Source organism: Novosphingobium sp. UBA6272, from assembly GCF_002440635.1.
Classification (GTDB): Bacteria; Pseudomonadota; Alphaproteobacteria; order Sphingomonadales; family Sphingomonadaceae; genus Novosphingobium.
On the sequence record NZ_DJUW01000003.1, the window covers coordinates 63,031 to 89,290 of the forward strand.

Below are 26,260 nucleotides of genomic sequence, written 5' to 3' on the forward strand. Positions count from 1 at the left end.
CGGTATTTGTACTATGCTTATTTAAGCATAAGGATATGTCTACTAGAATTATTTGCTTGGTGTTGATGTTTATGTGCGTTATTTTGTTTGCGTTCCCATTTATAAATAAGAAAACCAGCAATGCGGGGCTGAAGTGACAGGAATTCCTGGCACAGTATACTAAATTGACGCACCGCCGCCACCATAGCACCAAACTCCGATGGCAAGGCCAGCCCGGACTGCGCTTCCCGGCGTGGCGCATCATGTCACCCAGCGCGGGGACGGCCCCCCCACACCCAAACCCCGTTGTGCACACCCCGTCCCCTTTCACTTGGCGTTCAGCTTGGCACTGGTTATAGGCCTGCACCATGTTAGCCCGCTCCCCTGCCAAGCTCGCCCTTCTTGCCGTCGCTTCCACGGCCATGCTGTTCACTGCCGGGTGCGGCGGGCGTGGGGGGAAGCCGCGCGATACGGCCTTTGTCGCGCGCGATGTGGAGACGCTCTACGGCGCGGCCAAGGACAAGCTGGATGGCGGCAATACCCTGATCGCCGCCGCGCTGTTTGACGAGGTTGAGCGCCAGCATCCTTATTCGCCGTGGGCCCGCCGCGCCCAGCTGATGAGCTCGTTCAGCTATTACGTCGCCAAGGATTACACCAAGTCGATCCAGTCGGCCCAGCGGTTCCTCTCGATCCATCCGGGCAACCGCGACGCACCCTATGCCTATTACCTGATCGCGCTGTGCTATTACGAGCAGATCAGCGATGTGGACCGCGACCAGAAGATCACCCAGCAGGCGCTGACCGCGCTGAACGAGGTGATCCGCCGCTATCCCAACACCCGCTATGCCGCCGATGCCAAGATCAAGATCGACCTGGTGAACGATCATCTGGCCGGCAAGGAAATGCAGATCGGCCGGTTCTATGAGCGATCGGGCCGCTGGCTCGCCGCGTCCTATCGCTTCCGCAACGTGATCGACAAGTACGAGACCACCAGCCACGCGCCCGAGGCGCTGTTCCGTCTGGTCGAAACCAGCCTGCAGCTGGGCATGCCCGAAGAAGCGCTGAAATATGCCGCGGTGCTGGGCGCGAACTATCCGGGCAGCGAGTGGTACGACAAGGCCTACAAGCTGATGGGCAAGCATGCCCCCGGGGTTGCCTCCAAGTAGGCCGGCCGGGGCAGGGGTCGTGGCACGGGCAAGCCGGCTGAGCCTGCCCGCCGGGCTGCGGCTGTTTCCCGATGACCTGAACGCCGCGCTGCGCGCCGCGTTGGGCGCGGTTATCGGCGTCAGCCTGTTCGTCGCCGCGCTTGATCTGGCATTCGCCGCCGCGCTGCCCGAGGGCTACCGCCAGTTCTACACCGCGCCGCTCTATCCGCGCATGCTCTCCTCGTGCCTCGGCGCGCTGAAGGAGGAGCTGCTCTACCGCCTGCTGCTGACCACCGCACTGGCCGCGCTGCCCACGCTGTGGGGCAAAAGCGCCGGTCCGAAGTGGATGATCGCCGCGATCGTGCTGGCGCAATTCGCCAATGTCCACGCGCTGGTGCTGGAACTGCCGCCGTGGGGGGCGCTGCGGTTCTGGCTGGTCGGCTGCATCTGGGGTTGGCTTTACTGGCGGCACGGACTGGCCAGCGCGATGCTGGGGCATGGGGCCGTACACTTGCTGCTCGATCCGCTGCTTCTGCGCCTGCTCTAGCCTTTCTACTCCCCAAGTTGACATTTCGTTCAGCGGCGTGCTCTATAGCTGGCACCCATGCTCTCGCAGAAAACCCGCTATACGATCCGCGCGCTTCAGCACCTGGCCGACAAGGTCGGGCAAGGGCCGGTCCGGCTGGACGCGGTTGCCGAGGCGCAGAACATTCCGCGCAAATTCCTTACCGTGATCCTTTCGGAAATGGTCCGCGCCGGGCTGGTGGTATCGCACCGCGGGCGCGAGGGCGGATATGAACTGGCACTGGCCCCGGTTGATATCCGATATGGCGACATCATCCGGCTGACCCGCGGCAGCCTGGCACTGGTCCCTTGCGCCAGCCGCAATGCGCACGAACATTGCAACAATTGCCTGCCCGAGGCGGAGTGCCGGCTGCGCGGGCTGATGCTGACCTTGCGGGATGAGATGGCGGCGATGCTCGATCAGGTCACGCTGGCCGATCCGATCAAGCTAGAACCCAGCTTTGCCGGTGACGGTGAGGGGTGACGAAGCCGTGCGGCTTGTCTAGAACGAGTCGCGAACATGCTGACCCGCCTCGCCATCCGCAATATCGTTCTGATCGAAGCGCTCGACCTCGATTTCGCCGGGGGTCTTGGTGTGCTGACCGGCGAGACCGGGGCAGGCAAGTCGATCCTGCTCGATGCCCTGGGGCTGGCGCTGGGCGCGCGCGCCGATAGCGGGCTGGTCCGGGCCGGCGAGGATCAGGCCAGCGTCACCGCCAGCTTCGAATTCGACAAGCTACCGATGTCGATCCGGTCGATCCTGACCGAGGCCGAGCTGGATGTGGAACCGGGCGAGCCGTTGCTGATCAAGCGCCGGGTCAAGGCCGATGGCGGATCGAAGGCTTTCATCAATGACCAGCCGGTCGGCGCGGCCTTGCTGCGCGAACTTTCCGGCCATCTGGTCGAGCTGCACGGCCAGCATGACGATCGCGGCCTGGTCAATCCGCGCGGGCACCGCCTGCTGCTGGACCGGTTCGCGCGCGCCGATGTGGCCGGGGTGGAAGCGGCCTGGCAGGCCTGGCGCGCGGCGCAGGACGCGCTTGACGCGGCGCGGGCCGGGATCGTGCAAGCGGCCGAAGACCGCGACCTGCTGCTCGCCCATCTGGCCGAACTGACCACGCTCGAACCCGAAGTGGGGGAGGAGGAGCAGCTCGCCCAGGCCCGCAGCACAATGCAGAAAGGCGAAAAGCTGACCGACGATCTGGAGGCGCTGCGCAAGCTGTGGGCCGGATCGGATTCGGCGCTGGCAAGCCTGCGCAGCGCGGCCCGACGGCTGGACCGGATCGCCGAGGAACACCCGTTGCTGGCCGAAGCGCTCGGCGCGCTTGACCGCGCGGTGATCGAGGCGAGCGAGGCCGAAGAGAAGCTGGAGCGCGCGGCCGAGGCGCTGGCCCACGACCCCGCCGCGCTCGACCGGATCGAGACCCGGCTGTTCGAACTGCGCGCCGCCGCGCGCAAGCACCACTGCCAGGTCGACGATCTGCCGCACAAGATGCGCGAGATGCGCGCCGCGCTCGACGGGATCGAGGGCGGCGAGGCGGAACTGGCCGCGCTGGAAGCGGCGGCCTTGGCGGCGGCGGCCGACTACCGTGCACGGGCCGAGGCATTGTCCGCGCTGCGCCAGGAAGCCGCATTGCGGCTCGATACGGCAGTGGCGGCAGAGCTTGCACCGCTCAAACTCGATGCCGCGCGGTTCCGCACTTCGGTCGAGCCGCAGGGCGAGGAGCGCTGGGGCCCGTCGGGGATCGACGCGGTCGAATTCCAGATCAGTACCAACCCCGGCGCGCCGTTCGGGCCGCTCAACAAGATCGCCAGCGGCGGCGAACTGTCGCGCTTCATCCTCGCGCTCAAGGTCGCGCTGGCCGAAGAGGGCGGGGCGGCGACGGTGATCTTCGACGAGATCGATCGCGGGGTCGGCGGCGCGGTGGCTTCGGCCATCGGCGAACGGCTGGCCCGGCTGGCTGATGGCGGGCAATTGCTCGCCGTCACCCACAGCCCCCAGGTCGCCGCGCGCGGCGGGCAGCACTACGTGATCGCCAAGACCAGCGAGGGCACCGTCACCCGCACCTCGGTTCACCTGCTCGATGCCGCCGGACGGCAGGAGGAAATCGCCAGGATGCTCAGCGGCGCTGAAGTGACCCCCGAGGCGCGGGCCCAGGCGGACCGGTTGCTGGAGGGGGTCTGAAGGCCTTGAAGGCCTTGCAATATCCGGTTAGCCAATGCCATTGTGTTTTCCAATGGGGGCGTCGCACCATGTTTCTGAATCGCAGGTTTTCCGCATCGGCCTGGACCTGGGCCATGGCGCTTTGCGCCGCTGTGTTGCTGGCCGCGCCGCAGGCGGTCAAGGCGGCCAAGTTCTATGTCGATGGCACGGCGCTGGCGGTGAAGCCTGAGGAAAAGGTTGTTCCGGCCGCGCCCAAGCCGCTGCAGATCCTCTATGAATTCCAGCGTGATGGCGGCCCCAATCCCAAGGCGACCAAGTTCACCAAGCCGTTCATCCTGGAAGATCTGAAGGCCAGCGGCGGCTTTTCCTCGGTCGCCGAAACCCCGGTTGAGGGTGGCGCGGTGCTGAGCATCAAGTTCAACAACGTAGTCGATCCCGAGGCGCTGAAGAAGGCCAAGGCCGACGGGTTCAAGACCGGGCTCAGCTTTGGCCTGTTTGGCGGCACCGTGGTCGAGGACCTCTATGTGGTGACCTTCGAATATGTCCCCGCACCGGGCGCCACCCCGATCAAGACGGTGGTCCACCACAAGCTCACCACCTCGATCGGCAAGGTCGACCAGACCACGATCCCGGGCGTGCAGTACAAGAAGGCAGACCTCGCGGTGCGCGAACTGGTGCGCCAGGTGATGGCGCGCGGGCTCAACAACCTGTTCGCCGATCCGGCCTTCCCGCGCTGATGGGCACAGCCGCGAAGGGCTGGGCGCTAGTGCTGGGTTCCGCGCTGGCGCTGGCCGGCTGCGTCAGCATGCCGATCGACGAGGTTCCGGCTTCGCTCGAGACGCTGCAGGCGTTGCGTCAGGCTCAGATTCCGGCACTGGGACTTGGTTCCTTCACCACCGCGAAAGGCCTCGATCCGCGCAGTATCAACATTCGCGGATCGACCCTGCACCCGGCCAAAGGCAGCAGCTTTGCCGCCTTCCTGGGTGAGACCTTTGCCACCGAACTACGCGCTGCAGGCAAGCTTGATCCTTCAGCGCCGCTGGCCCTCTCGGGCGAACTGACCGAGAGCCAGGCAAAGGAGAACATGGCCAGAGGAACCGCCGCGCTGGGCGCGACACTGACCCTCTCGCGCGGCGGCAAGGCAGTGTTCTCCAAGCCCTACCGGGTCGAGACCAGCTGGAAGTCCGACTTCATCGGCGCGCTGGCCATCCCCGATGCGTTCCGCAACTACAACGGGCTTTATGCACTGCTGGTGCGCAAGGCACTGACCGATCCCGAAATGATCGCGGCGATGAAGGGTGGCTGATCGGTATGACCTGCTCGATCGCCCGGTCTGGCACTGGTTGACCGGCCCCGGCGCTGCGTTGGCGCGGGACGGGGGTGGGGCGGTCCGGATCGATCCGGGCTATGGCCCCTTCGCCGCAGCGCGTGATAGATCCGATGCGGCACAAGCCGCGCTGGCTGCGCTGGTCCAGCCGGGGGAGCAGGTCTGGCTGGTCGAGCCGGAGGAATGGTCCGCGCCGCCCGGCATGCGCCATGTCCGGACCGCGCCGCTGTTGCAGATGGTGGCGCAAAACCCTGTGCCAATTCAGCTCGACGATGCGCCGTCCGAGCCGCTGGGCAGCGATGACGCGGCCGCGATGACCGAGCTGGCGCTCGCGACAGAGCCGGGCCCGTGGAGCGAGCGCACCCGGCTATACGGGCAGTTCTACGGCATCCGGAGGGATGAGCGCTTGGCCGCGATGGCCGGCCCGCGGATGCGTCCGGCGGAGGGCTTGCAGGAAGTCTCCGGGGTTTGCACCTGGCCCGAGTATCGCGGGCAAGGGCTGGCCGGTGTGCTGATCCGCCGGGTCATGGCCGATATCGTCGCCGTCGGACGGACGCCGTTTCTCCACTCGTATGCCGGCAATACCAAGGCGATCGGGCTTTATGAATCGCTTGGTTTTGTGGCACGGCGGAACATGGTGGTGACGGTTCTGGAGCGCGGCTAAGACAGCATCATGGGAATCGACCTTTCAGAAGCCGAAGCCGCCAACGAGCTGATGCGGCTGGCGCGTCAGATCGCGCATCACAACCGGCTGTACCATGCCGAGGACGCGCCGGAGATATCCGACGCCGACTACGACGCCCTGGTCCGCCGCAATGCGGCGATCGAGGCGGCGTTTCCGCATCTGGTGCGGGATGATAGCCCAAGCCGGCTGGTCGGGCATGAGGTGGCGGCATCGCCTTTGTCGAAGGTGACGCACGAGGTTCGGATGATGAGCCTCGACAACGCGTTTTCGGATGCCGACGTCGAGGATTTTGTCGCACGGGTGCGGCGCTATCTCAACCTGCCTGAGGACGCCGAAGTGGCGATGACTGCCGAGGACAAGATCGACGGGCTGTCGTGCTCGCTGCGCTATGAACATGGCCAGCTGGTCCGCGCGGCGACCCGCGGTGACGGACAGGTGGGCGAGGATGTGACGGCAAATGTCGCAACCATCGCCGATATTCCGCAAGTTCTTAAGCCCCTCCCCTTCAGGGGAGGGGTTGGGATGGGGCATCTGGCCGACTGTCCCCACCCCCCGACCCCCTCCCCTCAAGGGGAGGGGGGGATTCCCGACGTGTTCGAAGTGCGCGGTGAAGTTTACATGTCGAAGCAGGACTTCGCCGAGCTCAACGCCCGGCAGGAGGCCGCCGGTGGCAAGATCTTCGCCAACCCGCGCAATGCTGCGGCGGGCTCGCTGCGACAGAAGGATCCGGGCGTTACCGCCAGCCGTCCGCTGCGTTTCCTAGCCCATGGCTGGGGTGCAGCATCGGCGGTGCCCGAAGCGACCCAGTTCGCGATGATGCAGCGGATCGCAGCCTGGGGAATCCCGGTCTCGCCACTGCTGGCGCGCTGCAGCGATGCTGCACAATTGCTGCAGCATTACCGCAGCATCGAGCACGCCCGCGCCGAGCTGCCGTTCGATATCGACGGAGTGGTCTACAAGGTCGACCGGCTCGACTGGCAGGAGCGGCTGGGCTTCGTCGCCAAGGCCCCGCGCTGGGCGATCGCGCACAAGTTCCCGGCTGAGCGCGCCGAGACCACGCTGGAGGCGATCGACATCCAGGTTGGCCGCACCGGCAAGCTGACACCGGTGGGCCGGCTGACCCCGGTTACGGTGGGCGGAGTGGTGGTCTCCAACGTCACGCTGCACAATCGCGACGAGATCGCCCGGCTCGGTGTGCGCCCCGGCGACCGGGTGGTGATCCAGCGCGCCGGCGACGTGATCCCGCAAGTGGTCGAGAACCTGACCCGCGAAAGCCCGCGCGATCCCTATCACTTCCCCGACCATTGCCCTGAGTGCCAGAGCGAGGCCGTCGCCGAGGAAGGCGAGGTCGATGTTCGCTGCACCGGCGGGCTGATCTGCCCGGCGCAGCGGACCGAGCGGCTCAAGCACTTCGTCAGCCGCGCCGCCCTTGATATCGAGGGGCTGGGTGAGAAGACCATCGACGAGTTTTTTGCATTGGGCTGGCTGGAAAGTCCGGCGGACATCTTCCGCCTGCGCAAGCGGCGCAGCGAAATCCTGGGGCGCGAGGGGTGGAAGGAAAAGTCGGTCGACAATCTCCTCGCCGCGATCGAGGCCAAGCGCGCGCCCGATGCCGCGCGGTTGCTGTTCGGGCTGGGGATTCGCCATGTCGGCGCGGTGACGGCGCGCGATCTGCTCAAGCGGTTTGTGACGCTGGAAGAATTGCGCCATGCATCGACCAGCGGAGAGGCCGAAGCCTTGACCAGCATCGATGGCGTCGGTCCTGCCGTGGTCGAGGCGCTGGGCGATTTCTTCCACGAACCGCACAACATTGCTGTCTGGGAAGACCTGCTCTCCGAAGTGACCCCGCCGCCCTATGTGGTCGAAACCAAGGACAGCGCGATGGCGGGTAAGACCGTGGTCTTCACCGGCGCGCTCGAGACGATGAGCCGCGACGAGGCCAAGGCCCAGGCCGAGCGACTGGGCGCGCGTGCGGCGGGATCGGTCAGCGCCAAGACCGATCTGGTCGTGGCCGGGCCGGGGGCGGGGTCAAAGCTCAAGAAAGCCGCGGAACTGGGGATCGAAGTGATTGACGAGGCCGCCTGGGCCGCCATCGTCAAGGCAGCGGGCTAGGGCTCAGCGATAGTAGCTGTAGCTCCCGCAAAAGCCTTGATCATCGCTGGAGCGCGGCATGGCCGGGCCTTCGAATACTTCCATGCCCAGACTGTTGCGGGCTCCCTGGCGATAGACCACGATCCAGCGGACCGGGGCATTGCAGCCGAATTCGTTGCCGCGCAGCATCTTGACGCGGCGCGGGCTCGTCACCTTGAGAACCCGGGCCGGGAACACCCCGGTGATGCTTTGATAGGCGGGAAGGTCTGCCGCGACGGTTACCGCAATGGTTTGCCCGGCTGCGATCAGCCGCGAGGGGGAAAGCCGGATATCACCGGTGATTGAGATCGCCGTGGTCGAGGCGGCGCGCCAGCGTTCTTCCCCGGCGGGTTTGGCTTGGGCAACCGAAGCAATGGCGGCGATCGCAAATGCGGAAAGGCGAAGAGACTTCATGCCTTGGGTTTAGCGCATGCCGCGCCGCTGGCAATTGTTTGAGCGGCCTAACGCGCTCTGACGGGCCTGCAACACTCTGGCAAGGCAAGCTGTCGGGGACGGAGTCTGCCTGCCGCAAGACTTCGTTTACCATGCGCCGAAAGCAGGAATTTACCAATCTCAGCTATGCCCAGGTTCGATCCATGCATTTGACGAAGGTTGAGGACCATGAAATTCCGGAAACATTTTCTAACCGACAACCGAGGTGCCGCTGCGGTTGAACTTGGTTTGGTTCTTGGCCTGGTAACGATAGCTGTTCTTGGTACGGTCATCGGGCTGGGTACAGGCGTCCAGTCAAGCTATCAGGATACCGCGCAAAAGGTGGCCGACGCCACCCCGTAGGGCGGGCCAGATCAGCTGTGCTCCTGCGCTTCTGGAATCGGGGCGCGGGTGCGGCGGACCGCGACAATCAGCACCCCCAGCAACGCAATTGCAGATCCGGCGATCATTTGCGTGTCGAGCTGGTCTCCGGTAATTGCCACCCCCAGGCCAATCGTGGCCAGTGGAGTGATCAGGGTTAGCGGGGCGAGCAGGTTTGCCTCGTAGCGCTGGATCAGCACGAAATAAGCAGTGTGGGCCAACACCGAAACCACCAGCGCCGAAAACAGCAAGGCAATCACGAAGGACCAGCCCGCCGCCGCGGCGTGGCTCCATTGCGGCAGTTCGCTCGCGATACTGAGCGGCATCAGCAGGACCATGCCGGTCAGCCCGACCCAAGCCTGAAAGCGCAACGGGTCGATCGCCTCCATCTGCTTCATCAAAACCGCGCCAAGACTGCCGGAAAAGGCAGCCGCCAGTATCAGCAGCATGCCGGCCGAAATCGCAAAGCCAGGCTGCCACACCACCAGAAGCACCCCGATCAGGGTCAGGGTGATTCCCAGCGCGCGGCGCCAGCGGATCCGTTCGCCCAGCATCAGGATCGACAGCAGCGTGGTGATCGGCACCCCGGCCTGACTAACAATTGCGGCTTCGGAAGGTGTAACGGTTTGCAGGCCAACGAACAGCAGGGCAAAGGATCCGCCGCCCATCAGCAGGCCAACCACCAGAATTCGCCAGGCCGGACGCGGCATCGGTCGCAGCCAGGGCAGGGTGGCGAAGAGCACGATCGCAAAGCGCAGCCCGGCATAGAACAGCGGCGGAACGTGCCAATCGGTCACCACGATCTTGCTGACCACATTGTTGACTGCCCAGACCAGGCAGATCGCGACCAGCAGCAGGAAATCGCGAAGGTTCAAATTGCACCGCCCCAAAGCACAGAAGGCGCAGCCGAAGCCGCGCCTTCCCCCATGCTGCCCCATGGGTGCGAATGCAAGGATGAGGTCGCCTTTACTCTTGCATTCGGGAACTCAGAACACGAAGTCGGTGGCGGTGAGGGTCTGGGTGCCCGCGCCGACCAGCAGCATTTCCATGTCCGAAGTGCCATTGCCGTCAAGATCGACATAGACCCGCAGGTCTGCGCCCAGATCGGCCCAGCGCACCTCGGCGGTGCCGTTGGCGTGGAAGGCCTGGCCATCGATGAAGGTCAGCGTCTGGCGACCGGCGATGTTCGGATTGGCATCCAGAGCCCGGAAATCGAGCGTGTCGGTGCCGGCCTGGAAGTCCATGATCTGGTCCGCGCCGCTACCGGTCAGGCTGTCGTTGGTGAACAGGTAGCGGAACTGGTCCGCGCCGTCGCCGCCGGTCAGGATGTCGGATCCGGCCAGGCCCATGATCTTGTCGTTGCCGATCCCGCCGTCGATCGTGTCGCCCAGGAATCCGCCGCGAATCTGGTCGATCCCGTCGCCACCGTTGATGACGTTGATCGCGCCCAGGGCGGATTTGATGACGTCGACGCCGGTGCTGCCGGTGATGTTGAAGGTGACGTTCGCGCCGCCGGTCATGCCGGTGGCAAAGAACACATCGCCGGGCACCATGGAGACCGCGATGGTCCCCGTTCCGGACAGCGCCGAATTGCTGGCAAAGCCGCTGGTGAACTGGGCATTGGTCAGGTTGAGGGTGGTGCCGGCGGTCATGTCGATCCCCTCGAACCCGGTGATCGTGCCAAGCGAGACCGAACCATTGACGATACGCAGCGTGTCGGTATCGGTGCCGCCGTTGACGTGCGATCCGTTGGACTGCGCCCAGACGGCCACCAGGTCATTCCCGGCCCCTGCATTGACCGTGTCGACCCCGCCCGCGATCGTGATGGTATCGCCACGGTTGCCGCCGGTGATCAGGTCATTGCCGCCGCCATCGCTGATGATGCCGATGGCATCGGGGTGGACGGTGATCGTCTCATTGCCGCCGGCACCCTGGATGTTGAAGGTGATGTTCGATCCAGCCGCCACCGCGAAATTGTTGGTCAGCGCGCTCTGCCCAGCGAACAGGCTGACCGAGATCGTGCCGGTGCCGCTGATCGCGGCGTTGCTGGGCAGGCTGAAGAACTGGCCGTTGCTGAGCGCGAGCGTGGCGGCGTTCTGCAGTTCGATTGCTTCGATTCCGCTCATCGTGAACGGTGTCACCGTTCCACCGGTGAGGCGCAGCGTATCCGTTCCGATGCCGCCAAGGATCTGCGAATTGCCGTTGTTGGCATTGATGATGATCAGGTCGTCACCGTCGCCGCCATTGAGCACGTCTGCGCCGCCGCCCCCGATCAGGGTGTCATTGCCGCCGAAGCCGGAAATGAGGTCCTTGAACTGCGTGCCGGTCAGGCTGTTGTCGTTGGCGCCGCCATCGAGTTGGATCACGTCGTTGGCCGACCAGTTGGTGAAGGTGGTGCTGGCAAAGGTGAAGTTGTTGGTGACGTCGATTTCAACCTTGTCGGCATTTGCGGTACCCTCGATCGTCCCGGTCTGGGCGTTTGCGCTAATTGTCGTGTCGCTGACCAGAAGCAGCAGGGAGCCTGTCGAGGAGCGGATCGTGCCGTTGTCCAGATCGAGGTTGGTGATCTTCATCTGGAACCCGTGCCCGTCGAGGATCACGCCGTTGACCAGTTCAGTCAACGCGGTGTTGGCACCGAAGAACGCGCTCGCAGCGGAAAAGGCGTTGTCGAACCGGATCGTCCCGCCGGCGAGGCGATAGCTGCCGTCGCCCCATGCTGCGGCAGAGGAGGCAATGGCGATTGTGCCGTTGTCGACAATGTTGCCGAGAGTCAGCACACCGCTCGATCGATGGCCGAAGTTTCCGGTCATCGTCAGGGTGGTACCGGTGGGAGCCATGATTTGGCCACTGCCGGTGGTCCCGGTTTCACCAAGGGTGGTGCCTGTGTTATTGGTCAGGGTTCCGCTGGTGCGAAGGATTGCATTGTTGTGCAGCGTAATGCTGGCAGTGCCGAACACGCCGCCATTCAGACCGGAGAGCGTGCCGCCTTCGACGCTGATGATGCCGCCAAAGGTTGTATTCGAGCTGCCAAGCTGCAGCGTTCCCGCGCCAAGCTTGGTGATACTGCCATTCCCGATTATCGGCGCATTGATCCGCGCCGTGGTGCCGGCGGTGGCTACGTTGAACTCGGTTTCGTTACCGATCGACACCCGGAGACCGCCAAACGAGCTGATCTCAAACTCTCCGCCGCCAACCGCAGTGGTCACATTGACCCGGGCAACGCCAGTTCCGATGGCACCTGCGTCGAAGGAGAGCGTGGCAACGCCGCTGCCGCTATCGGCCAGCGAGCCCTGGAACAGCACATCGCGCGCGCCGGTGCTGGTGACGTTGAGCGTGCCAAGCGTCACAGTGGTGTTTTCGGTGAAGGTCGCGATCGTCGCGCCGCTTCCGCCGACCACCACGATATCGGCAATTGCGCCGGACCCGTTCGGCACGCCGCCGCTCCAGTTGGCGCTATCGGTCCACAGTCCGCTGTTGGTATTGTTCCAAAGTGGCATGTCACATTCTCCCGTTCCGTTCCGCAAGGCGCAGCTTCCCGGGCCCGAAACCGAGCCTGTGCCGCCGCCGCGGTGCATCGCTAAAGGTATGCTGGAGACCAAAGGCGAAAGGCCACCAGCTGCTGGGCTGTGAACTAGGGGGTGGTTGCAGATGAAACTTGGCGAAATTCGACAGAAAAGTTGTAGGAATCCGTCAATCTTCGCCGGGAAACTGGACATTTCCGACAAAGTTGAACGTTTCGGACACGTCTGGAATCAGAGCAGGAAGTCGCTTGCCGACAGCACCTGCGCCCCGGCGCCGACCAGCAGCATTGCCATGTCGGCTGTGCCATTGCCGTCAAGGTCAACGAACACTCCAAGGTCCGCGCCAAGATCAGCAAACCGGACCTGCGGGATGCCGTTGTTGACGAAGGCCAGCGTGCCGATGAAGGTCAGAGCCTGACGCCCAGCCGTGAACGGATCGGCATCCAAAGTCCGGAAATCGAGCTTGTCGCTGCCAGAGACGAAATCGAGGATCGCATCGGCGTTTGCTCCGGTCCCGGAATCGGTGGTGAACAGGTAACGGAACTGGTCCGCTCCTGCGCCGCCGGTCAACACATCCGCACCGCCCAGGCCCATGATCTTGTCGTTGCCATTGCCGCCGTTGATCGTGTCAACCTGGCTTCCGCCGCGGATCTGGTCGACATCATCGCCGCTGTTGATCGTGTTGGTGACGTTGAGATTGGCCTTGATCACATCGATCCCGGTGCTGCCGGTGATGATGAAGTTGATCGCCGAGCCGGGCGATGCGGTCATGCCGGTCGCGAAGAATACATCGCCGGGCGACATCGTTATTGTGATGGTGCCGGTTCCGGAAAGGGTCGAACTGGTTGAAAACCCGTTGGTGAACTGCGCGCTGGTCAGGTTCAGCGTCGCACTGCTGAGAGTAATCGCCTCAAAGCCGGTGACCGAGCCCAAAGTGATCGAAGCGGAATTGACTTGAAGGGTATCGGTGTCGGCACCGCCATCGATGAACGAACCACTGGCGTTGAGTATAATTGTGTCGTTGCCGTTACCGCCGTTGATTGTATCGATTCCCCCGCCGCCGCCTAAGGTGTCGGCACCGTCGAACCCGTTGATCGTGTCGCGCCCGGTGGTTCCGGTCAGGCTGTTGATGCCTGCGCTGCCGTTGATCGTGATCAGATCGGTCCCGGCGGTCCAGTTCGACAGGGTTACGCCGGACAGGTTGAAGCCAAATTCGGCATTGACAGTGAACTGATCGACCCCGGCGGTGCCTTCGATCGTGCCATTCTGGGCATTGTTCGCGACAAAGATGTCATTGACGGTGACATTCAGCGCGCCGACCGAGCTGCGGAGCGTACCGGCGTCGAAGTCGAGGTTGCTGATCGTGGTCGCAAATCCGGCGGTATCGAGGATCCCGTTATTGTTTATCTCGGTCAGGCCCTGGCCGGGATGGCTCAACAGGTTCGCCGCGTTAAAGGCATTGCCGATCAAGAGCGTGCCGCCGTTGATCCGGAACGACGAATTGGTCACATTCTCCCCAATCGAGCCAAAGCTGGCGACCACCGTCCCGGTATCGGTTAGGCTGCCGAAATTCATGGTCCCTTGCGAGAGGTGCGAAAGGGTTCCGGTCAACGTCAGGGTGGTGGCTGCTTTGGCAGCGATTGTGGCTGAACCGGCATTGCCAGTGACGTTGAGGTTGGTGGCAAAGACCTGATTTGTCGATCCCGACGAACGGAAAGTGGCGTTGTTCGAAATGGTGACCGTGCCCGAGCCCAGCGCCGCATCGTTCAAGGCATCCAGTATACCACTGATAATGTCGATTCCGCCGGTAAAGGAGTTGGTAGCGTTCAGCTCCAGCGTCCCGGCACCGGACATGATCAGCGTGCCCGCGCCCAGGACTGGCAAATCGAACCGGGCAATCGATCCAGCGGTCACCACATTGACCAGCAAGTCGGACGCCAGCGTCAACCGCAAACCGGCGGAACTGCTGAAGGTGGTCGGGCTGGTGGTGGCCAGCGTATTGATGTTCAGCTGGGCGTTCGATGCGCCATTGTCAAAGATCAGGTCACCGATGTCCGTGCCCGAATCGGTGAGAGAGCCGCGGATGGTGATCCCGGTGGTCCCGGTCATGGTGATGTTCATGACCCCGACCGAAATGTCGGCGAATTCGGGAATGCCGACGATGATTGTGCCGCCGACATTGGTCGCGAATGAAAACGTTGCGGTCGAACTGGGTGCAGAGGGCACGCCGCCAGTCCAGTTGGCGGGATCGGTCCAGGTTCCGTTGCCGGATGCTATCCAGGTAGGCATGCGCATTCTCCCATCGAAGCGGGGTTGATATGGCGCGAACCCGGACAGACTTTTGCCTTGCCGTTAGGAGGAGGTTTCTGCCGTAACACAGCCACAGAGTCCAGCCTCGCAGCCGGACGGCCCCGATGCGGGACCACGTATTCAGTTACTTTGCCTAGCGCTACGCGTAGCTGGTCCGCTTGCGCAGCCACAGGATCGACCAGTCGCCCATGACCAGGCGCGCGGCGATCCGCAGCCCGGCGGCGAAGGCGGCGCGGCGCACCTGGGCTTCCTGGGATTCGAGCAGCCCAGCTAGCAGCAGGTTTCCACCTGGAACCAGCGCCTTGGCGAAGTGCGGGGCCAGATCGATCAGCGGACCGGCCAGAATATTGGCCAGGATCAGGTCATAGGGTCCGCGCGCTTCCAGCAGCGGATGGTCCATCCCGTCAGCGACCATCATGGTCAGCTCGCCCGGCTTAGCGCCGAGCCGGATACCGTTGGCGCGGGCATTGTCCTGCACAACATTGATGCAGACATCGTCGATATCGCTCGCCGTGGCCAGCGCGCGCGGCCAGAGGTGCAGGGCGGCAAAGGCGAGCAGGCCGGTGCCGGTACCGATATCGGCGCAGTTGCGCACCACCAGGCCGCGGCGCTTCATCTCGCCCAGCATCTCGAGGCATCCGGCAGTGGTGGCATGCTGGCCGGTGCCGAAGGCCTGGCTGGCAGGAATCTCGAAATCGCGCACGCCCAGTTCGGCCAGCGGCGTATGTTCCGGCGTGTGGACATGGAAACGTCCGGCGCGGATCGGTTCAAGACCCTGCTGGCTGTGCGTCAACCAGTCGATATCGGGCAGTTGCTCGTGAAACAGCAACGGCGAGGCGCCGTCGAACAACCTCCTGATTGCGGCAGCATCGGCCCTAGTCGGCTTGCGCGGAAGCCAGGCTTCAAGCTGCCATTGCTCGGGCTTGTCCTCTGCCACTTCGCTGCCTGACAGGACAATTTCCGGGTCCCAGTCATGCGCATCCTCGTGCGCCAGCAGTGCGGCTTCGATCAGCCCGCGCGGGGCGAGGGCGGTTAGTTTCCAGGCCTCGCTCATTGGCCCTGCGCCTCCCGATCCAGTCGCTTTGCCAGCCGATCACTGCCGCCCGCGGCATAGGCCACGCAAGCACGCTGGTAGGTCAATGGCGCATTGCCCGACAGCCGTTCGAGCAAGTCGCTGCCGCCCGGGTGCGGGGTCAGCAACAGGTCGCAAGGCAGTGCCTCGATCGTCCGTAGTCCGGCCCGCGCCGCGTCGATCCGCTCTGGGTGCGCGGTGAAGCGGTAGTCATCGGAGGAGATCGTGTTGACGCTGTCGGCATAGGCGATGGTCAGGCATTTCCCCGCGTCGCAGCTCTGCCAGGTCCAGCTGGCCGAACCGGGGGAGTGGGTCGGGTTGGCGTGCATGGTGAACCGGGTCTCCCCGACTGTCAGCGATCCGCCGCCGCGCAGGACGCGGTCGACTCGCGCCGGGGGCATCGGGTATTTTGCCAACAGCGCAGCCTGCGGGTCTTCGGGAACGGCCTTGCCGCTGCGCATCGCCACCTCGGCTCCGGGACTGACCACCAGTTTCGCGCCGGTAGCCCGCTGGATCGCCGCCATGCCGCCGACATGGTCGAAATGCTCGTGAGTCATCAGCAGCCATTTGATCCGCCTGGGATCGAAGCCGAGCGCGCGAATGTTTTTCAGCACGTGCGGCGCGGCGTCTTTGGGGCCGGTATCGATCAGCACCAGTCCGGCACGGGTTTCAACCAGCACCACCGTGATCCCGCAAGTCCCGACGTACCAGCTCTTGCCATGGATATGCGCAGGCGGGGCAGGTTCGGACCAACCATCGCGCGTTCCGCAAGCGGCGGCGATATCCTTGCTGGCCGCCGCGCGCGGCTCGGGTTTGGTAGCGCCAAGCGAGAGCAGGGCGAGGGCGGAAAGCGCGATCCTAACGAACAAAGGAGGCTCCATTGGCATCAAGCACCGCGCCCGTCATGCTATCCGGGGCATCAAGCGCACAAAAGGTAGCAATAGCAGCGATTTCTTCCGGTGTCGCGACCCGGCCCAGCGGAATATCGGCCAGCAGCCCCGGTCCGCCGCGACTGGCGAGATAGTCTCCCGCCATCGCGGTATCGGTAAAGCCGGGACAGATCGCATAGCTCATCACGCCCTGGTTGGCATATTGCCGGGCGATCGTCTTATGCATTGCAATCATGCCCCCTTTTGCGGCGGCATAGTGCCAGTGATCGGGCGAATCCCCGCGATAGGCCGCCCGGCTGGCGACGTGGACGATCCGTCCGGCGCGCTTGTCAGCCAGCCAGTGCTTGACTGCCAAACGCGAAAGCTCGGCGGCAGCGGTCAGGTTGATCCGCAGACTGTCTTCCCAGTTGTCGAGCCATTCGATGTCGCTCAGCGAAATCGGGTTGGCCTGGAACACCCCGGCATTGTTGACCAGAATGTCGATTCTGCCGCCGGTGCGTTCCAGTGCCTGATCCCACAGCGCAGAGGGGGCGGTCGGATCGACCAGGTCGGCGGGAATCGTATCGGCATCGACGGCGCGGGTCGCGTGGCCGATCACCATGACGCCGCGCGCGCGCAGCGACCGTGCGATCGCCGCGCCGATCCCGCGCGAGGATCCGGTGATGAGGGCAGTTGTCTGGGTCATGCGCGATCCTCTAGGGCGGTTTCCATCCAATTCAAATCCCGTCAGCCAAAATACGACCTTCAGTGCGCTTGCACCGCCTTTCGTTTTGACTATGGGGATTGTCGCGAAGGGGGCGCCTCGCGCCTCCGCAACCTACCAGAGGGAACGGCGCAGATGGCTGCCACCAAGAACCGACCGCTTTCACCGCACCTGCAGGTCTGGCGCTGGGGACCGGCAATGCTGGTCTCGATCCTCCACCGCGTGACCGGCGATGGCATGGCTTTCGTCGGCCTTGGCGTGCTGATCTACTGGCTGGCCTCGCTGGCTGGCGGGCCGCAGGCCTATGAGGCGTTCAGTGCTCATTCCGGGGCCTGGTACGGCAAGGTCGTGCTGGTCGGGCTGACCTGGGCCTTCTTCAACCACATGGCCTCGGGCATTCGCCACTTCGTGCTCGATATCGGGGCCGGTTACGAACTCAAGAGCAACGCTGCCTGGTCGGTCTTCACGCCGCTCGCCGCGCTGGCTGCCACGGTCCTGACATGGGCCGTGATCCTGCTGAAGTAAGGAATTCGACGATGGGTAACGGAACCTCGATCGGCCGCGTCCGCGGGCACGGCTCGGCGCATTCGGGCTCACACCACTGGCTGCTTCAGCGCTATACGGCGATCGGCAACCTGTTCTTGGGGCTGTGGCTGGTGTTCAGCCTGGTGACCCTGCCGGACTATACCTATCCGACCGTAATGAAGTGGGCCACCGCGCCGCTTTCGCTCACTTTCCTCGCGCTGTTCGTAATCTCGACCTTCTGGCACGCCCGGCTGGGCCTGCAGGTGGTGGTTGAGGACTATGTTCACGAGCCCGCCAACAAGTTCGCCGCCGTCGCCGCGCTCAACTTCGCCGCATTCGGCGGGGCCGCGGCCTGCCTGTTCTACATCGCCCGGATGGCCATGCTGGCGTCCGGCCAGGAAACCGCAGCCGGAATCATGCAGCAACTCCAGCAATCGATGGGAGGCCGCTGACATGGCCGAAGCCGCCACCACGCCAGCCTACAAGATCATCGACCACACCTACGACACGGTGGTCGTCGGGGCCGGGGGCTCGGGCTTGCGCGCCACGATGGGCAGCGCCGAAGCCGGCCTGCGCACCGCTTGCATCACCAAGGTCTTCCCGACCCGCAGCCACACCGTCGCTGCGCAGGGCGGGATCGCCGCCAGCCTCAAGAACAACAGCCCGGACCACTGGACCTGGCACATGTTCGATACCGTCAAGGGATCGGACTGGCTGGGTGACCAGGACGCGATCGAATATATGGTCCGCGAAGCCCCGCAGGCGGTTTACGAGCTGGAGCACGCCGGCGTGCCGTTCAGCCGTAACGAGGACGGGACGATCTACCAGCGCCCGTTCGGCGGGCACATGCAGAACATGGGCGAAGGGCCCCCGGTCCAGCGGACATGCGCTGCGGCCGACCGCACTGGCCACGCCATGCTCCACGCGCTCTACCAGCAGAGCCTGAAGTACGACGCTGATTTCTTCATCGAATACTTCGCGATCGACCTGATCATGGAGAACGGCCAGTGCCGCGGCGTGATCGCGATGTGCATGGATGACGGCACGATCCACCGCTTCCGCAGCCATGCAGTGGTGCTGGCGACAGGCGGCTACGGCCGATCCTATTTCACTGCCACCAGCGCTCACTCCTGCACCGGCGACGGTGGCGGGATGGTGCTGCGCGCGGGCCTGCCGCTGCAGGATATGGAATTCGTCCAGTTTCACCCGACCGGGATCTACGGCGCGGGCGTGCTGATCACCGAAGGCGCGCGGGGTGAGGGCGGCTACCTGACCAACTCCGAAGGCGAGCGGTTCATGGAACGCTATGCGCCAAGCGCCAAGGACCTGGCATCGCGTGACGTGGTTTCACGCTCGATGGCGTTGGAAATCCGCGAAGGGCGCGGCGTGGGTCCGAACAAGGACCACATCTACCTGCACCTTGATCACATCGCCCCCGAAGTGCTGGCCCAGCGCCTGCCCGGGATCACCGAAAGCGGCAAGATCTTTGCCGGCGTCGACCTGACCCGCCAGCCGCTCCCGGTGGTGCCGACCGTGCACTACAATATGGGCGGCATTCCGACCAACTACCACGGCGAAGTCGTGACCATCGGGGCCGACGGCAACCCGGAAACTGTGGTCCCCGGCCTGTTCGCGGTGGGCGAGGCGGCCTGCGTTTCGGTCCACGGCGCCAACCGGCTCGGCTCGAACTCGCTGATCGATCTGGTGGTATTCGGCCGCGCGGCCGGCCACCGCCTGAAGGAACTGATCAAGCCGCAGTCGGCCCATGCCGAACTGCCCAAGGACAGCGCCGACCTCGCGCTGACCCGGCTCGACCACTTCCGCCACGCCAATGGCGGCTCACCCACCGCCGAGGTGCGCACCGACATGCAGCGCACCATGTCGACTCACGCTGCGGTGTTCCGCACCGATGAACTGATGGCCGAAGGCAAGGTCAAGCTGGCCGATACCTATGCGCGGATGCAGGACATCCACGTGTCGGACCGCTCGCTGATCTGGAATTCGGACCTGATCGAGACGATGGAGCTCGACAACCTGATCAGCCAGGCCAGCGTCACCCTCCACGGCGCCCACAACCGCAAGGAATCGCGCGGCGCCCACGCCCACGAAGACTTCCCCGAGCGCGACGACAAGAACTGGATGAAGCACACCGCCGCCTGGTTCGAAGGCTGGGGCGGCAAGGGCGGCACGGTCAAGATCGATTACCGCCCGGTGCATGAGTACACGCTCACGGATGATGTGGAGTACATCAAGCCGAAGAAGCGGGTTTATTGATTGGGCTATGCGGGCAACTTGATCAATCGGGCAAACCTCACGCTGGTGGCCATTGGCCTGTTCGGGATCTGTTTGGTTCTCTACGGCACGACCATTCCGATCTATTCAGATTTGGAAAGCGCGCGGCAGCTTAAGCTCGCCGCGTGCGACCAGAATACAGTAGGCGTGGGTTGGTATGAACGAATGGAAGCCCTCCAGACCAACCGATATCCGCTCATGCAAGCCGGATTGAGCGTGGTTCTTTCGGCAATTATCGCTTGGTTGCTTCGTCGAACTTTCCCCGGGAATGGATCGTGGTTGCCGAGTTCGCCAAACAGCAGAGCATCGTTCTTTGCGCTCAGTTTTGGTGTTTTGGCAGCGAGCTGGCTCTCTGAAATCGTAAGCTTGACCGTCGATCAACACCGCGGTGATTTTCGCCCGTGCGATTACGAAACACCAATCTGGATGATGGGATTACTCGTTCTGTTTTTTCTGATACCTTTTCTGTTCTTTGTGCTCGGCGGATTGATGACGCGCAAATTTGGCAAACTGCCTGTCTCATTGGCGCAATGGGATTCGGATCATCCCGCCCAATCTTGGATCATAACCTCGATTGCAGGGGTGCCGGCGATTACTGTGCTTGCCGTTATGGCTTTGAGCTTTGCCAGTTCCAGTTTGATTCTTATGCCGGCGGGTGTCGTCGCGCTCTATCTCATCGCAGCAACGCGCGCTGCATTGTTGAGCAAGTAGAATGCATTGAGGCTCTGCCGAAATGCACCGCCTTAACCGCCACCGTGCGCGCTCCAAACCGGTGCATTTCGCCAAGGCTCCATGCACCCAATGGCGGTTCAAATCGTGGCGCCAAACCACCGCGCACAATCAAAGCTTTCGCCCCCACGTTAATCTGATCGAGAGGTTCCGCCCCTAACCCGGCCGGGTCAGGAGACACATTCATGAAATTCGTCGAACTCACCTCGCGCGGCGGGAATTACCTGGTCGTGACCGAAAATGTCGCCTGGCTGAGGGCCGACGAGAATGGCCAGACCAAGGTTGGTATTGTCGGAAGCACGGCCTTGCTGGTTCAGGGCAGCATTCACGAGGTGGCCGCGACGATCCTGGCCGGGTAGCGCGCAGAGACGCTGACCCTTTTTGAAGGGTGGCCGCGCGCTAGCGTTAGTTCATCCTCCCGCTGCCCTCTTTTAGCGCGGGTGAGTTCGCTTCGGGCAGATAGTACAGGTGCGCGGCAAACAGGATCGCGGCTTCGCGCCCATCGGCGGCATTGACCGGGACAGTCAGGACCGACTTGCGGTCATAGCTGCCCATCATGTCGCTGAACCTGCCGGTGCGCGAGGGAAAGTCGATCCGCGCGATCGGTTTGCCGTCGCGCATGATCACCCAGCCTTTGGCGGCGCGATAATTGTGGGGGATGTGCTTGGGCTCGATCCCGGTCGGCACCGCTTCATAGACCACGCCTTCATAGCGCATGCGTGCCTTGAGCTTTTCATACTCGGCCGGATCGTCGCGGCTGATCGAAAGGCCGGCCCCGCTTTCGGCGATAAAGCCGGGGATCACGGCATCCAGAGCAAAATCGGCCGGTGCTGCGCCGCCACCGCCGCTTTGGCAGGTGTAGAGACTGTTGCGCGCAGATTCGAACAGGCCCGACATGAACCGGGAGGTGACTGTGCAGGCGCCCTTGTCAAACGGCGCGCCGTCCTTGCTGAACTTGTACTTCACCAGAACGCGCTTCTTGATCCGGTCCGAGCCGAGGATCGTGACCGAAAACATGCCGGTGACATCTCTTACCTCGGTCGAAGCGGAGAAGTTGTAGCCACCGGTGGAAAACGAAATATCTCCCAGTCCGCCTTTGCCCTTGGCCAACGGCAAAACTTCAACCGGCACGGCAAATTCGGTAGCCAACACTTCGCCGCTGGCTGGGGATTTGCCGCTTTGTGCCAGGGCCAGTGTCGGCAGCGCCAGGCAAATGGCGAGCGGTGCAGTTATGGTCAGGCGCATCTTCTACTCCATAGGGCGCTGCTTTGGCCAAATCTATGTGGCGATTGCCTCAATCGCAACCGGGCTGATGGTAAGAGCCAGTTGCCACATTGGCGTTTGCGGCGAGATTCGCCCTCACTCGGGAAAGTCGTCTGCCAGAACGGCCGGATTGACCATTCCCATTGTTCGATCAGGTCACCTGGCCATTGCATCCGCCTTGATCATATCCGCCGCCTTTTCCGCGATCATGATCGTCGGGGCATTGGTATTGCCGCTGACCACGTTGGGCATGATCGAGGCATCGACCACCCGCAGCCGTTCCAGCCCGCGCACCTTCAGCCGCGCGTCAACCACCGCGAGCGGGTCGCTGTCGGGGCCCATCTTGCAGGTACCGACCGGGTGATACTGGGTATCGGCGCGATTGCGGATATCAGCTTCCATCGCGGCCGCGTCATTCACGTCGACCGGGTAGAACATCTTGCCGCGCACGGGATCGAACGGTGCGCTTTCCATCAACGATTGCTGGAGCTGCCCGCCCTTGAGCAGCACGGCCATGTCGCGCTCGTCCGAGAGGAAGCGGGGATCGATCCGGGGCGCGTCGCGCGGATCGCGGCTGTTCAAGGCGACCGTGCCGCGACTGTGCGGGCGCAGCAGGTCAACATGGCACGACAGGCCGGTGCCAAGGTGCATCTTGCGGGCATGGTCATCGACAATCGCCAGCACCATCAGCAGCTGCAGATCGGGCGCGGGGACGTCGGGCGAACTCTTCACGAACGCGCCCGAACAGACGAACGGACTGGTCAGCAGCCCGGTGCGCTTGCCGCGCCATTCGAAAATGCCTTTGAGGAAGGCCGTGCCAGCTTTCAGCGAGAGCCCGAAAACGTCGCTGCGGTCCTTGATCCGCCAGCTCTGCACATAGTCGATGTGATCCTGCAGGTTCTGGCCGACGCCGGGCAGGTGACAGGTGCTTTCGATCCCCAGCGCCTGCAATTGCGCCGCGTCGCCGATCCCGGACAATTGGAGTAGCTGGGGCGATCCGAAGGCCCCGCCGCAGATCAGCACTTCGCGCCGGGCTGTGGCCAGGCGGGTTGCTCCGCCGACGATGTATTCGACCCCGCTGGCCGCGCCGCTCTCAACCACGATCCTGCTGGATAGCGCGCCGGTAACGACCTTTAGGTTGGGCCTGCCCAGATTGGGCGTGAGGTAACCCTTGGCTGCGCTGCAGCGTTCGCCGTTCTTCTGGGTTGCCTGATAATGGAAAGTGCCTTCCTGTTCGCCGCCGTTGTAATCGGGATTGCGGCGGATCTGGCGCAGCTCGGCCGCTTCGATGAACAGCTCGGCCAGCGGGCTCTGGTGGTTGGGGTAAGTAACGTTAAGCGGGCCGCCCTGGCCGTGCCAGTCGTTGTCGAACTGCTCGTTGTGCTCGGCCTTCTTGAAATAGGGCAGGCACTCGTCAAAACCCCAACCCGAATTGCCGAGCCGTTCCCACTCGTCATAGTCCCAGCGGTTGCCGCGAACATAAAGCATCGCGTTGATCGAGCTCGATCCGCCCAGCACACGCCCGCGTGGTTGATAACCCTTGCGGCCATTCAGGCCGGGCTGCGGGACAGTCTCGTAAGCGTAATTGTTGAGCTTGGTCGGCATCATCGCCACGGCACCGACCGGGGCCTGGACAATCGCGCTCTGATCCGATCCGCCCGCTTCAAGCAGGCAGACCGTGACGTTGGGATCCTCGGTCAGGCGTCCGGCGAGAACACAGCCGGCCGATCCGCCGCCGACGATTATGTAGTCGAATTGCGCTTGCTCCATGGTCCTCATCCCGTCCCTGTCCATTTGGACCCGAGTGTTAGCCACTGTGCAGGCGCTTTCAACCGCAATTACACTGCCAATTCGGGTTGAAACTCGCTAGGGCCATGGCGATGGACGCCTACAGCCTCGTCAAAACGATCCACGTGGTCTCTGCCACGGTTCTGTTCGGCACGGGGCTGGGGATTGCCTTCTTCTTCCTGGCCGGGCTGCGCAGCGGGGATGACCGGATGGCGCTGTTTGCGGCGCGGACCACTTGCGCTGCGGATATGGTGTTCACCCTGACCGCTGGCATAGTTCAGCCGCTGAGCGGCTTCGCGCTAATCTGGCTGGCGGGGTACGACCCTTTGGCTTCTTGGCTGGTCTTGACTTACGGGCTCTACCTGCTCGCATTGGCCTGCTGGCTGCCGGTGGTCTGGCTGCAACTGCGGATGCGCGACATGCTGGCCAGCAAGCTGGCGGGCGGGGCGTTCCCTGCGGCGCGGTTCGAGCGCTATTTCCGGACCTGGTTTGCGCTCGGCTGGCCGGCCTTCGCCGGGCTGGTCGCGGTGTTCTGGCTGATGGTGGCCAAGCCGGCATGACCGCGCGGATACTGATCCTCGGCGGCTACGGCAACTTCGGCGGCTATGTCGCGCGGGCACTGGCGAGCGATCCCGCGATCACGCTGATCATCGCCGGGCGCAGCCTGGCCAAGGCGCAGGCCTTTGCCGCGACGCTTGCGGCGGCCAATCCGGCTGAGGCCACGGCGCTCGACATCGATGTGATAAGCGCCGCCACGCTGGCGCCGCTCAAGGCTGATCTGGTGATCCACACCGTCGGGCCGTTCCAGCGGCAGGATTACCGGGTGGCGGAGGCGGCGATCGGGGCGGGGGCGCATTACTGCGACCTGGCCGATGCACGCCACTTCGTCCGCGATGTCGGGCGGCTGGATGCGGCGGCAAAGGCGGCCGGAGTGGCGGTGATCGCCGGAGCCAGTTCGGTCCCTTGCCTGACCGCCGCCTATCTCGACGATGCGCTGAGCAGCTTCGCGGTGATCGAGGAGGTCGATTACGGGATCAGCGCGGCCCAGCAGACCAACCGCGGGCTCGGCACGGCGAGCGCGATCCTGTCTTACATCGGCCGGCCCTTCACCATGCTGCGGGGTGGGGCGATGCGGCGGGTGTTCGGCTGGCAGGGGCTGCACAGCGAGGTCTATCCCGTGCTTGGCCGGCGCTGGTTCGGCTATTGCGATATCCCCGATCTCGACCTGTTTCCACAGCGCTATCCGGGGCTGCGGCGAATGCGGTTCTGCGCGGGGCACGAGATTGCGCTGCTCCACTTCGGCACCTGGCTGCTCGGCTGGGGCGTGCGGCTACACCTGCTGCCCCGGCTCGATCGCTGGGGGGCGGCCTTGCTGAAGGCCTCGTTCTGGTTCGATCCGCTTGGCAGCGGCCGCAGCGGGTTCCACATGCGGATCACGGGGCAGGGGCGGGATGGCAAGCCGCTGGAGCGGCGCGAGTGGATGATCGCACGCTCGGGTCATGGCCCCAACATCCCGTGCATGCCGGTGATCCTGATCGCCCGCCGGATCGCGCGCGGCGTGGTGCCGGAGCCGGGTGCGCGCCCGTGCCTCGACATCATCGCCCTGGACGAATACCTTGCGGCGCTGGAAGGGCTCGACATCACGGTGATCCGGCAATGACCAAGCACTCGCAGCGCCCCTACAGCTACCGCGACGATCCGCAGGTACCGCCGTTCGACGATGGCCGGCCGTTGTTCGTGTTCGACGGGCATTGCGGGCTGTGCACCGGCGGGGTGCGCTGGCTGATGGCGGGGGACAAGGCCGGCAAGGTCGCATTCACCTCGGCCCAGGGTCCGCTCGGCGCAGCGCTGTACCGGCACTATGGGGTGGAGATTGATACCACCTACCTGTTGATCCAGAATGGCGAGTGCTGGGGCAAGAGCGGCGGCTATCTGCGCTTGCTGCCGGTAATCGGCGGGCCCTGGCACCTGCTGCGGGTCTTCCGGATCCTGCCGGAAAGCCTGATGGACGCGGTCTATGGCGTGATCGCCCGCAACCGTCTGCGCTGGTTCGGCCGCTATGAGCACTGCGAACTGCTCACCCCGGAGCAGCGTGAGCGGCTGATTTGAGCCGATTTGTTTTGTTATCCGTAGATTTACCCACAGCCAGTGCCAATCAGGACTTCAAATCGTCACAAGCCAGACTTAGCACATCAAAATCTGCGGATTCTGCACGAGTAGCATTTTCTTTACCTTGGCTTTCGTCTGAACCTCTGGCTTTGTCTCATCATTGGGCGAGGTGCTGGCTGAAAGCAGTTCTGACCGGAATGCCGCTTGCAAGTTGGGGAATAAATCGATGGCCAAATTTTTGATCAACGGAT

At 63.8% G+C, this 26,260-nt stretch carries 26 protein-coding genes; 17 read left to right on the plus strand and 9 right to left on the minus strand.

What is annotated here, in order from left to right:
* Window positions 1–347 precede the first annotated feature (347 nt).
* The 8 genes from B2V17_RS02685 (at window position 348) to ligA (ending at window position 7,976) form a co-directional block, all read left to right on the plus strand.
* Window positions 348–1,145: an outer membrane protein assembly factor BamD gene (locus tag B2V17_RS02685; RefSeq protein ID WP_292994898.1), complete on the plus strand. Its 798-nt coding sequence runs from the start codon at window positions 348–350 to the stop codon at window positions 1,143–1,145.
* 19 nt (window positions 1,146–1,164) lie between these two features.
* Window positions 1,165–1,671: a type II CAAX prenyl endopeptidase Rce1 family protein gene (locus tag B2V17_RS02690; RefSeq protein ID WP_292994900.1), complete on the plus strand. Its 507-nt coding sequence runs from the start codon at window positions 1,165–1,167 to the stop codon at window positions 1,669–1,671.
* Between the two features lie 57 nt (window positions 1,672–1,728).
* Window positions 1,729–2,172, plus strand: a complete 444-nt coding sequence (locus B2V17_RS02695; RefSeq protein WP_292994902.1) for an RrF2 family transcriptional regulator — start codon at window positions 1,729–1,731, stop codon at window positions 2,170–2,172.
* Between the two features lie 36 nt (window positions 2,173–2,208).
* Window positions 2,209–3,873, plus strand: a complete 1,665-nt coding sequence (gene recN / locus B2V17_RS02700; RefSeq protein WP_292994904.1) for a DNA repair protein RecN — start codon at window positions 2,209–2,211, stop codon at window positions 3,871–3,873.
* Between the two features lie 68 nt (window positions 3,874–3,941).
* Window positions 3,942–4,589, plus strand: a complete 648-nt coding sequence (locus B2V17_RS02705) for a hypothetical protein (RefSeq protein WP_292994906.1) — start codon at window positions 3,942–3,944, stop codon at window positions 4,587–4,589.
* A complete protein-coding gene (locus B2V17_RS02710; protein WP_292994908.1) occupies window positions 4,589–5,158 on the plus strand; it encodes a hypothetical protein in 570 nt (189 codons plus the stop codon). The genes B2V17_RS02705 and B2V17_RS02710 overlap by 1 nt, the downstream gene beginning before the upstream one ends.
* A complete protein-coding gene (locus B2V17_RS02715) occupies window positions 5,151–5,843 on the plus strand; it encodes a GNAT family N-acetyltransferase (RefSeq protein ID WP_292994910.1) in 693 nt (230 codons plus the stop codon). Before B2V17_RS02710 ends, B2V17_RS02715 begins: the two co-directional genes overlap by 8 nt.
* A gap of 9 nt (window positions 5,844–5,852) precedes the next feature.
* Window positions 5,853–7,976 (plus strand): NAD-dependent DNA ligase LigA, encoded by a 2,124-nt coding sequence (ligA, locus tag B2V17_RS02720; RefSeq protein ID WP_292994912.1) that lies wholly within the window; start codon window positions 5,853–5,855, stop codon window positions 7,974–7,976.
* 3 nt (window positions 7,977–7,979) lie between these two features.
* Here the strand turns inward: ligA and B2V17_RS02725 are convergent, their stop codons facing one another.
* Window positions 7,980–8,408, minus strand: a complete 429-nt coding sequence (locus B2V17_RS02725; protein WP_292994914.1) for a hypothetical protein — start codon at window positions 8,406–8,408, stop codon at window positions 7,980–7,982.
* A gap of 207 nt (window positions 8,409–8,615) precedes the next feature.
* Between B2V17_RS02725 and B2V17_RS02730 the strand changes: the two genes are divergently transcribed.
* The gene (locus B2V17_RS02730; protein WP_292994916.1) at window positions 8,616–8,789 is read left to right on the plus strand and encodes a Flp family type IVb pilin; all 174 of its coding nucleotides are present in this window, start codon (window positions 8,616–8,618) and stop codon (window positions 8,787–8,789) included.
* 11 nt (window positions 8,790–8,800) lie between these two features.
* Here B2V17_RS02730 and B2V17_RS02735 read toward each other — a convergent pair whose 3' ends face one another.
* From B2V17_RS02735 to B2V17_RS02760, 6 genes are all read right to left on the minus strand, one after another.
* Complete coding sequence (locus B2V17_RS02735) at window positions 8,801–9,682, minus strand: DMT family transporter (RefSeq protein WP_292994918.1); 882 nt, start codon at window positions 9,680–9,682, stop codon at window positions 8,801–8,803.
* A gap of 111 nt (window positions 9,683–9,793) precedes the next feature.
* A complete protein-coding gene (locus tag B2V17_RS02740) occupies window positions 9,794–12,304 on the minus strand; it encodes a beta strand repeat-containing protein (RefSeq protein WP_292994920.1) in 2,511 nt (836 codons plus the stop codon).
* Between the two features lie 255 nt (window positions 12,305–12,559).
* Window positions 12,560–14,617: a beta strand repeat-containing protein gene (locus B2V17_RS02745; RefSeq protein WP_292994922.1), complete on the minus strand. Its 2,058-nt coding sequence runs from the start codon at window positions 14,615–14,617 to the stop codon at window positions 12,560–12,562.
* A gap of 160 nt (window positions 14,618–14,777) precedes the next feature.
* Window positions 14,778–15,692, minus strand: a complete 915-nt coding sequence (locus B2V17_RS02750; protein ID WP_292994924.1) for a 50S ribosomal protein L11 methyltransferase — start codon at window positions 15,690–15,692, stop codon at window positions 14,778–14,780.
* Window positions 15,689–16,579, minus strand: coding sequence for a subclass B3 metallo-beta-lactamase (gene bla / locus B2V17_RS02755; protein ID WP_292994926.1), 891 nt, complete (start codon window positions 16,577–16,579; stop codon window positions 15,689–15,691). Before bla ends, B2V17_RS02750 begins: the two co-directional genes overlap by 4 nt.
* Window positions 16,569–17,285, minus strand: a complete 717-nt coding sequence (locus B2V17_RS02760; RefSeq protein WP_292994928.1) for an SDR family NAD(P)-dependent oxidoreductase — start codon at window positions 17,283–17,285, stop codon at window positions 16,569–16,571. Before B2V17_RS02760 ends, bla begins: the two co-directional genes overlap by 11 nt.
* Before the next feature lie 153 nt (window positions 17,286–17,438).
* Between B2V17_RS02760 and sdhC the strand changes: the two genes are divergently transcribed.
* The 5 genes from sdhC (at window position 17,439) to B2V17_RS02785 (ending at window position 21,208) form a co-directional block, all read left to right on the plus strand.
* Window positions 17,439–17,828, plus strand: a complete 390-nt coding sequence (gene sdhC / locus B2V17_RS02765; RefSeq protein WP_292994930.1) for a succinate dehydrogenase, cytochrome b556 subunit — start codon at window positions 17,439–17,441, stop codon at window positions 17,826–17,828.
* Between the two features lie 11 nt (window positions 17,829–17,839).
* Window positions 17,840–18,280, plus strand: a complete 441-nt coding sequence (sdhD, locus tag B2V17_RS02770) for a succinate dehydrogenase, hydrophobic membrane anchor protein (protein WP_292994932.1) — start codon at window positions 17,840–17,842, stop codon at window positions 18,278–18,280.
* A gap of 1 nt (window position 18,281) precedes the next feature.
* Window positions 18,282–20,102, plus strand: a complete 1,821-nt coding sequence (sdhA, locus tag B2V17_RS02775) for a succinate dehydrogenase flavoprotein subunit (RefSeq protein WP_292994934.1) — start codon at window positions 18,282–18,284, stop codon at window positions 20,100–20,102.
* Window positions 20,103–20,831 carry a hypothetical protein gene (locus B2V17_RS02780; RefSeq protein WP_292994936.1) on the plus strand — a complete coding sequence of 243 codons (729 nt, stop codon included), beginning with the start codon at window positions 20,103–20,105 and terminating at the stop codon, window positions 20,829–20,831.
* Between the two features lie 203 nt (window positions 20,832–21,034).
* The gene (locus B2V17_RS02785) at window positions 21,035–21,208 is read left to right on the plus strand and encodes a hypothetical protein (protein WP_292994938.1); all 174 of its coding nucleotides are present in this window, start codon (window positions 21,035–21,037) and stop codon (window positions 21,206–21,208) included.
* Between the two features lie 46 nt (window positions 21,209–21,254).
* Here B2V17_RS02785 and B2V17_RS02790 read toward each other — a convergent pair whose 3' ends face one another.
* Window positions 21,255–22,094: a hypothetical protein gene (locus tag B2V17_RS02790; protein ID WP_292994940.1), complete on the minus strand. Its 840-nt coding sequence runs from the start codon at window positions 22,092–22,094 to the stop codon at window positions 21,255–21,257.
* A 174-nt stretch (window positions 22,095–22,268) separates the two neighbouring features.
* Complete coding sequence (locus tag B2V17_RS02795; protein WP_292994942.1) at window positions 22,269–23,882, minus strand: GMC family oxidoreductase; 1,614 nt, start codon at window positions 23,880–23,882, stop codon at window positions 22,269–22,271.
* 110 nt (window positions 23,883–23,992) lie between these two features.
* On the opposite strand from B2V17_RS02795, the gene B2V17_RS02800 reads away from it, so the two are divergent.
* Genes B2V17_RS02800 through B2V17_RS02810 form a run of 3 tightly spaced genes read left to right on the plus strand, consistent with a single transcriptional unit; the run spans window position 23,993 to window position 26,009 of the window.
* Window positions 23,993–24,460 (plus strand): DUF2269 family protein, encoded by a 468-nt coding sequence (locus B2V17_RS02800; protein ID WP_292994944.1) that lies wholly within the window; start codon window positions 23,993–23,995, stop codon window positions 24,458–24,460.
* A complete protein-coding gene (locus tag B2V17_RS02805) occupies window positions 24,457–25,560 on the plus strand; it encodes a saccharopine dehydrogenase NADP-binding domain-containing protein (RefSeq protein WP_292994946.1) in 1,104 nt (367 codons plus the stop codon). Before B2V17_RS02800 ends, B2V17_RS02805 begins: the two co-directional genes overlap by 4 nt.
* Window positions 25,557–26,009, plus strand: a complete 453-nt coding sequence (locus tag B2V17_RS02810; RefSeq protein ID WP_292994948.1) for a thiol-disulfide oxidoreductase DCC family protein — start codon at window positions 25,557–25,559, stop codon at window positions 26,007–26,009. Before B2V17_RS02805 ends, B2V17_RS02810 begins: the two co-directional genes overlap by 4 nt.
* Window positions 26,010–26,260: the final 251 nt, after the last annotated feature.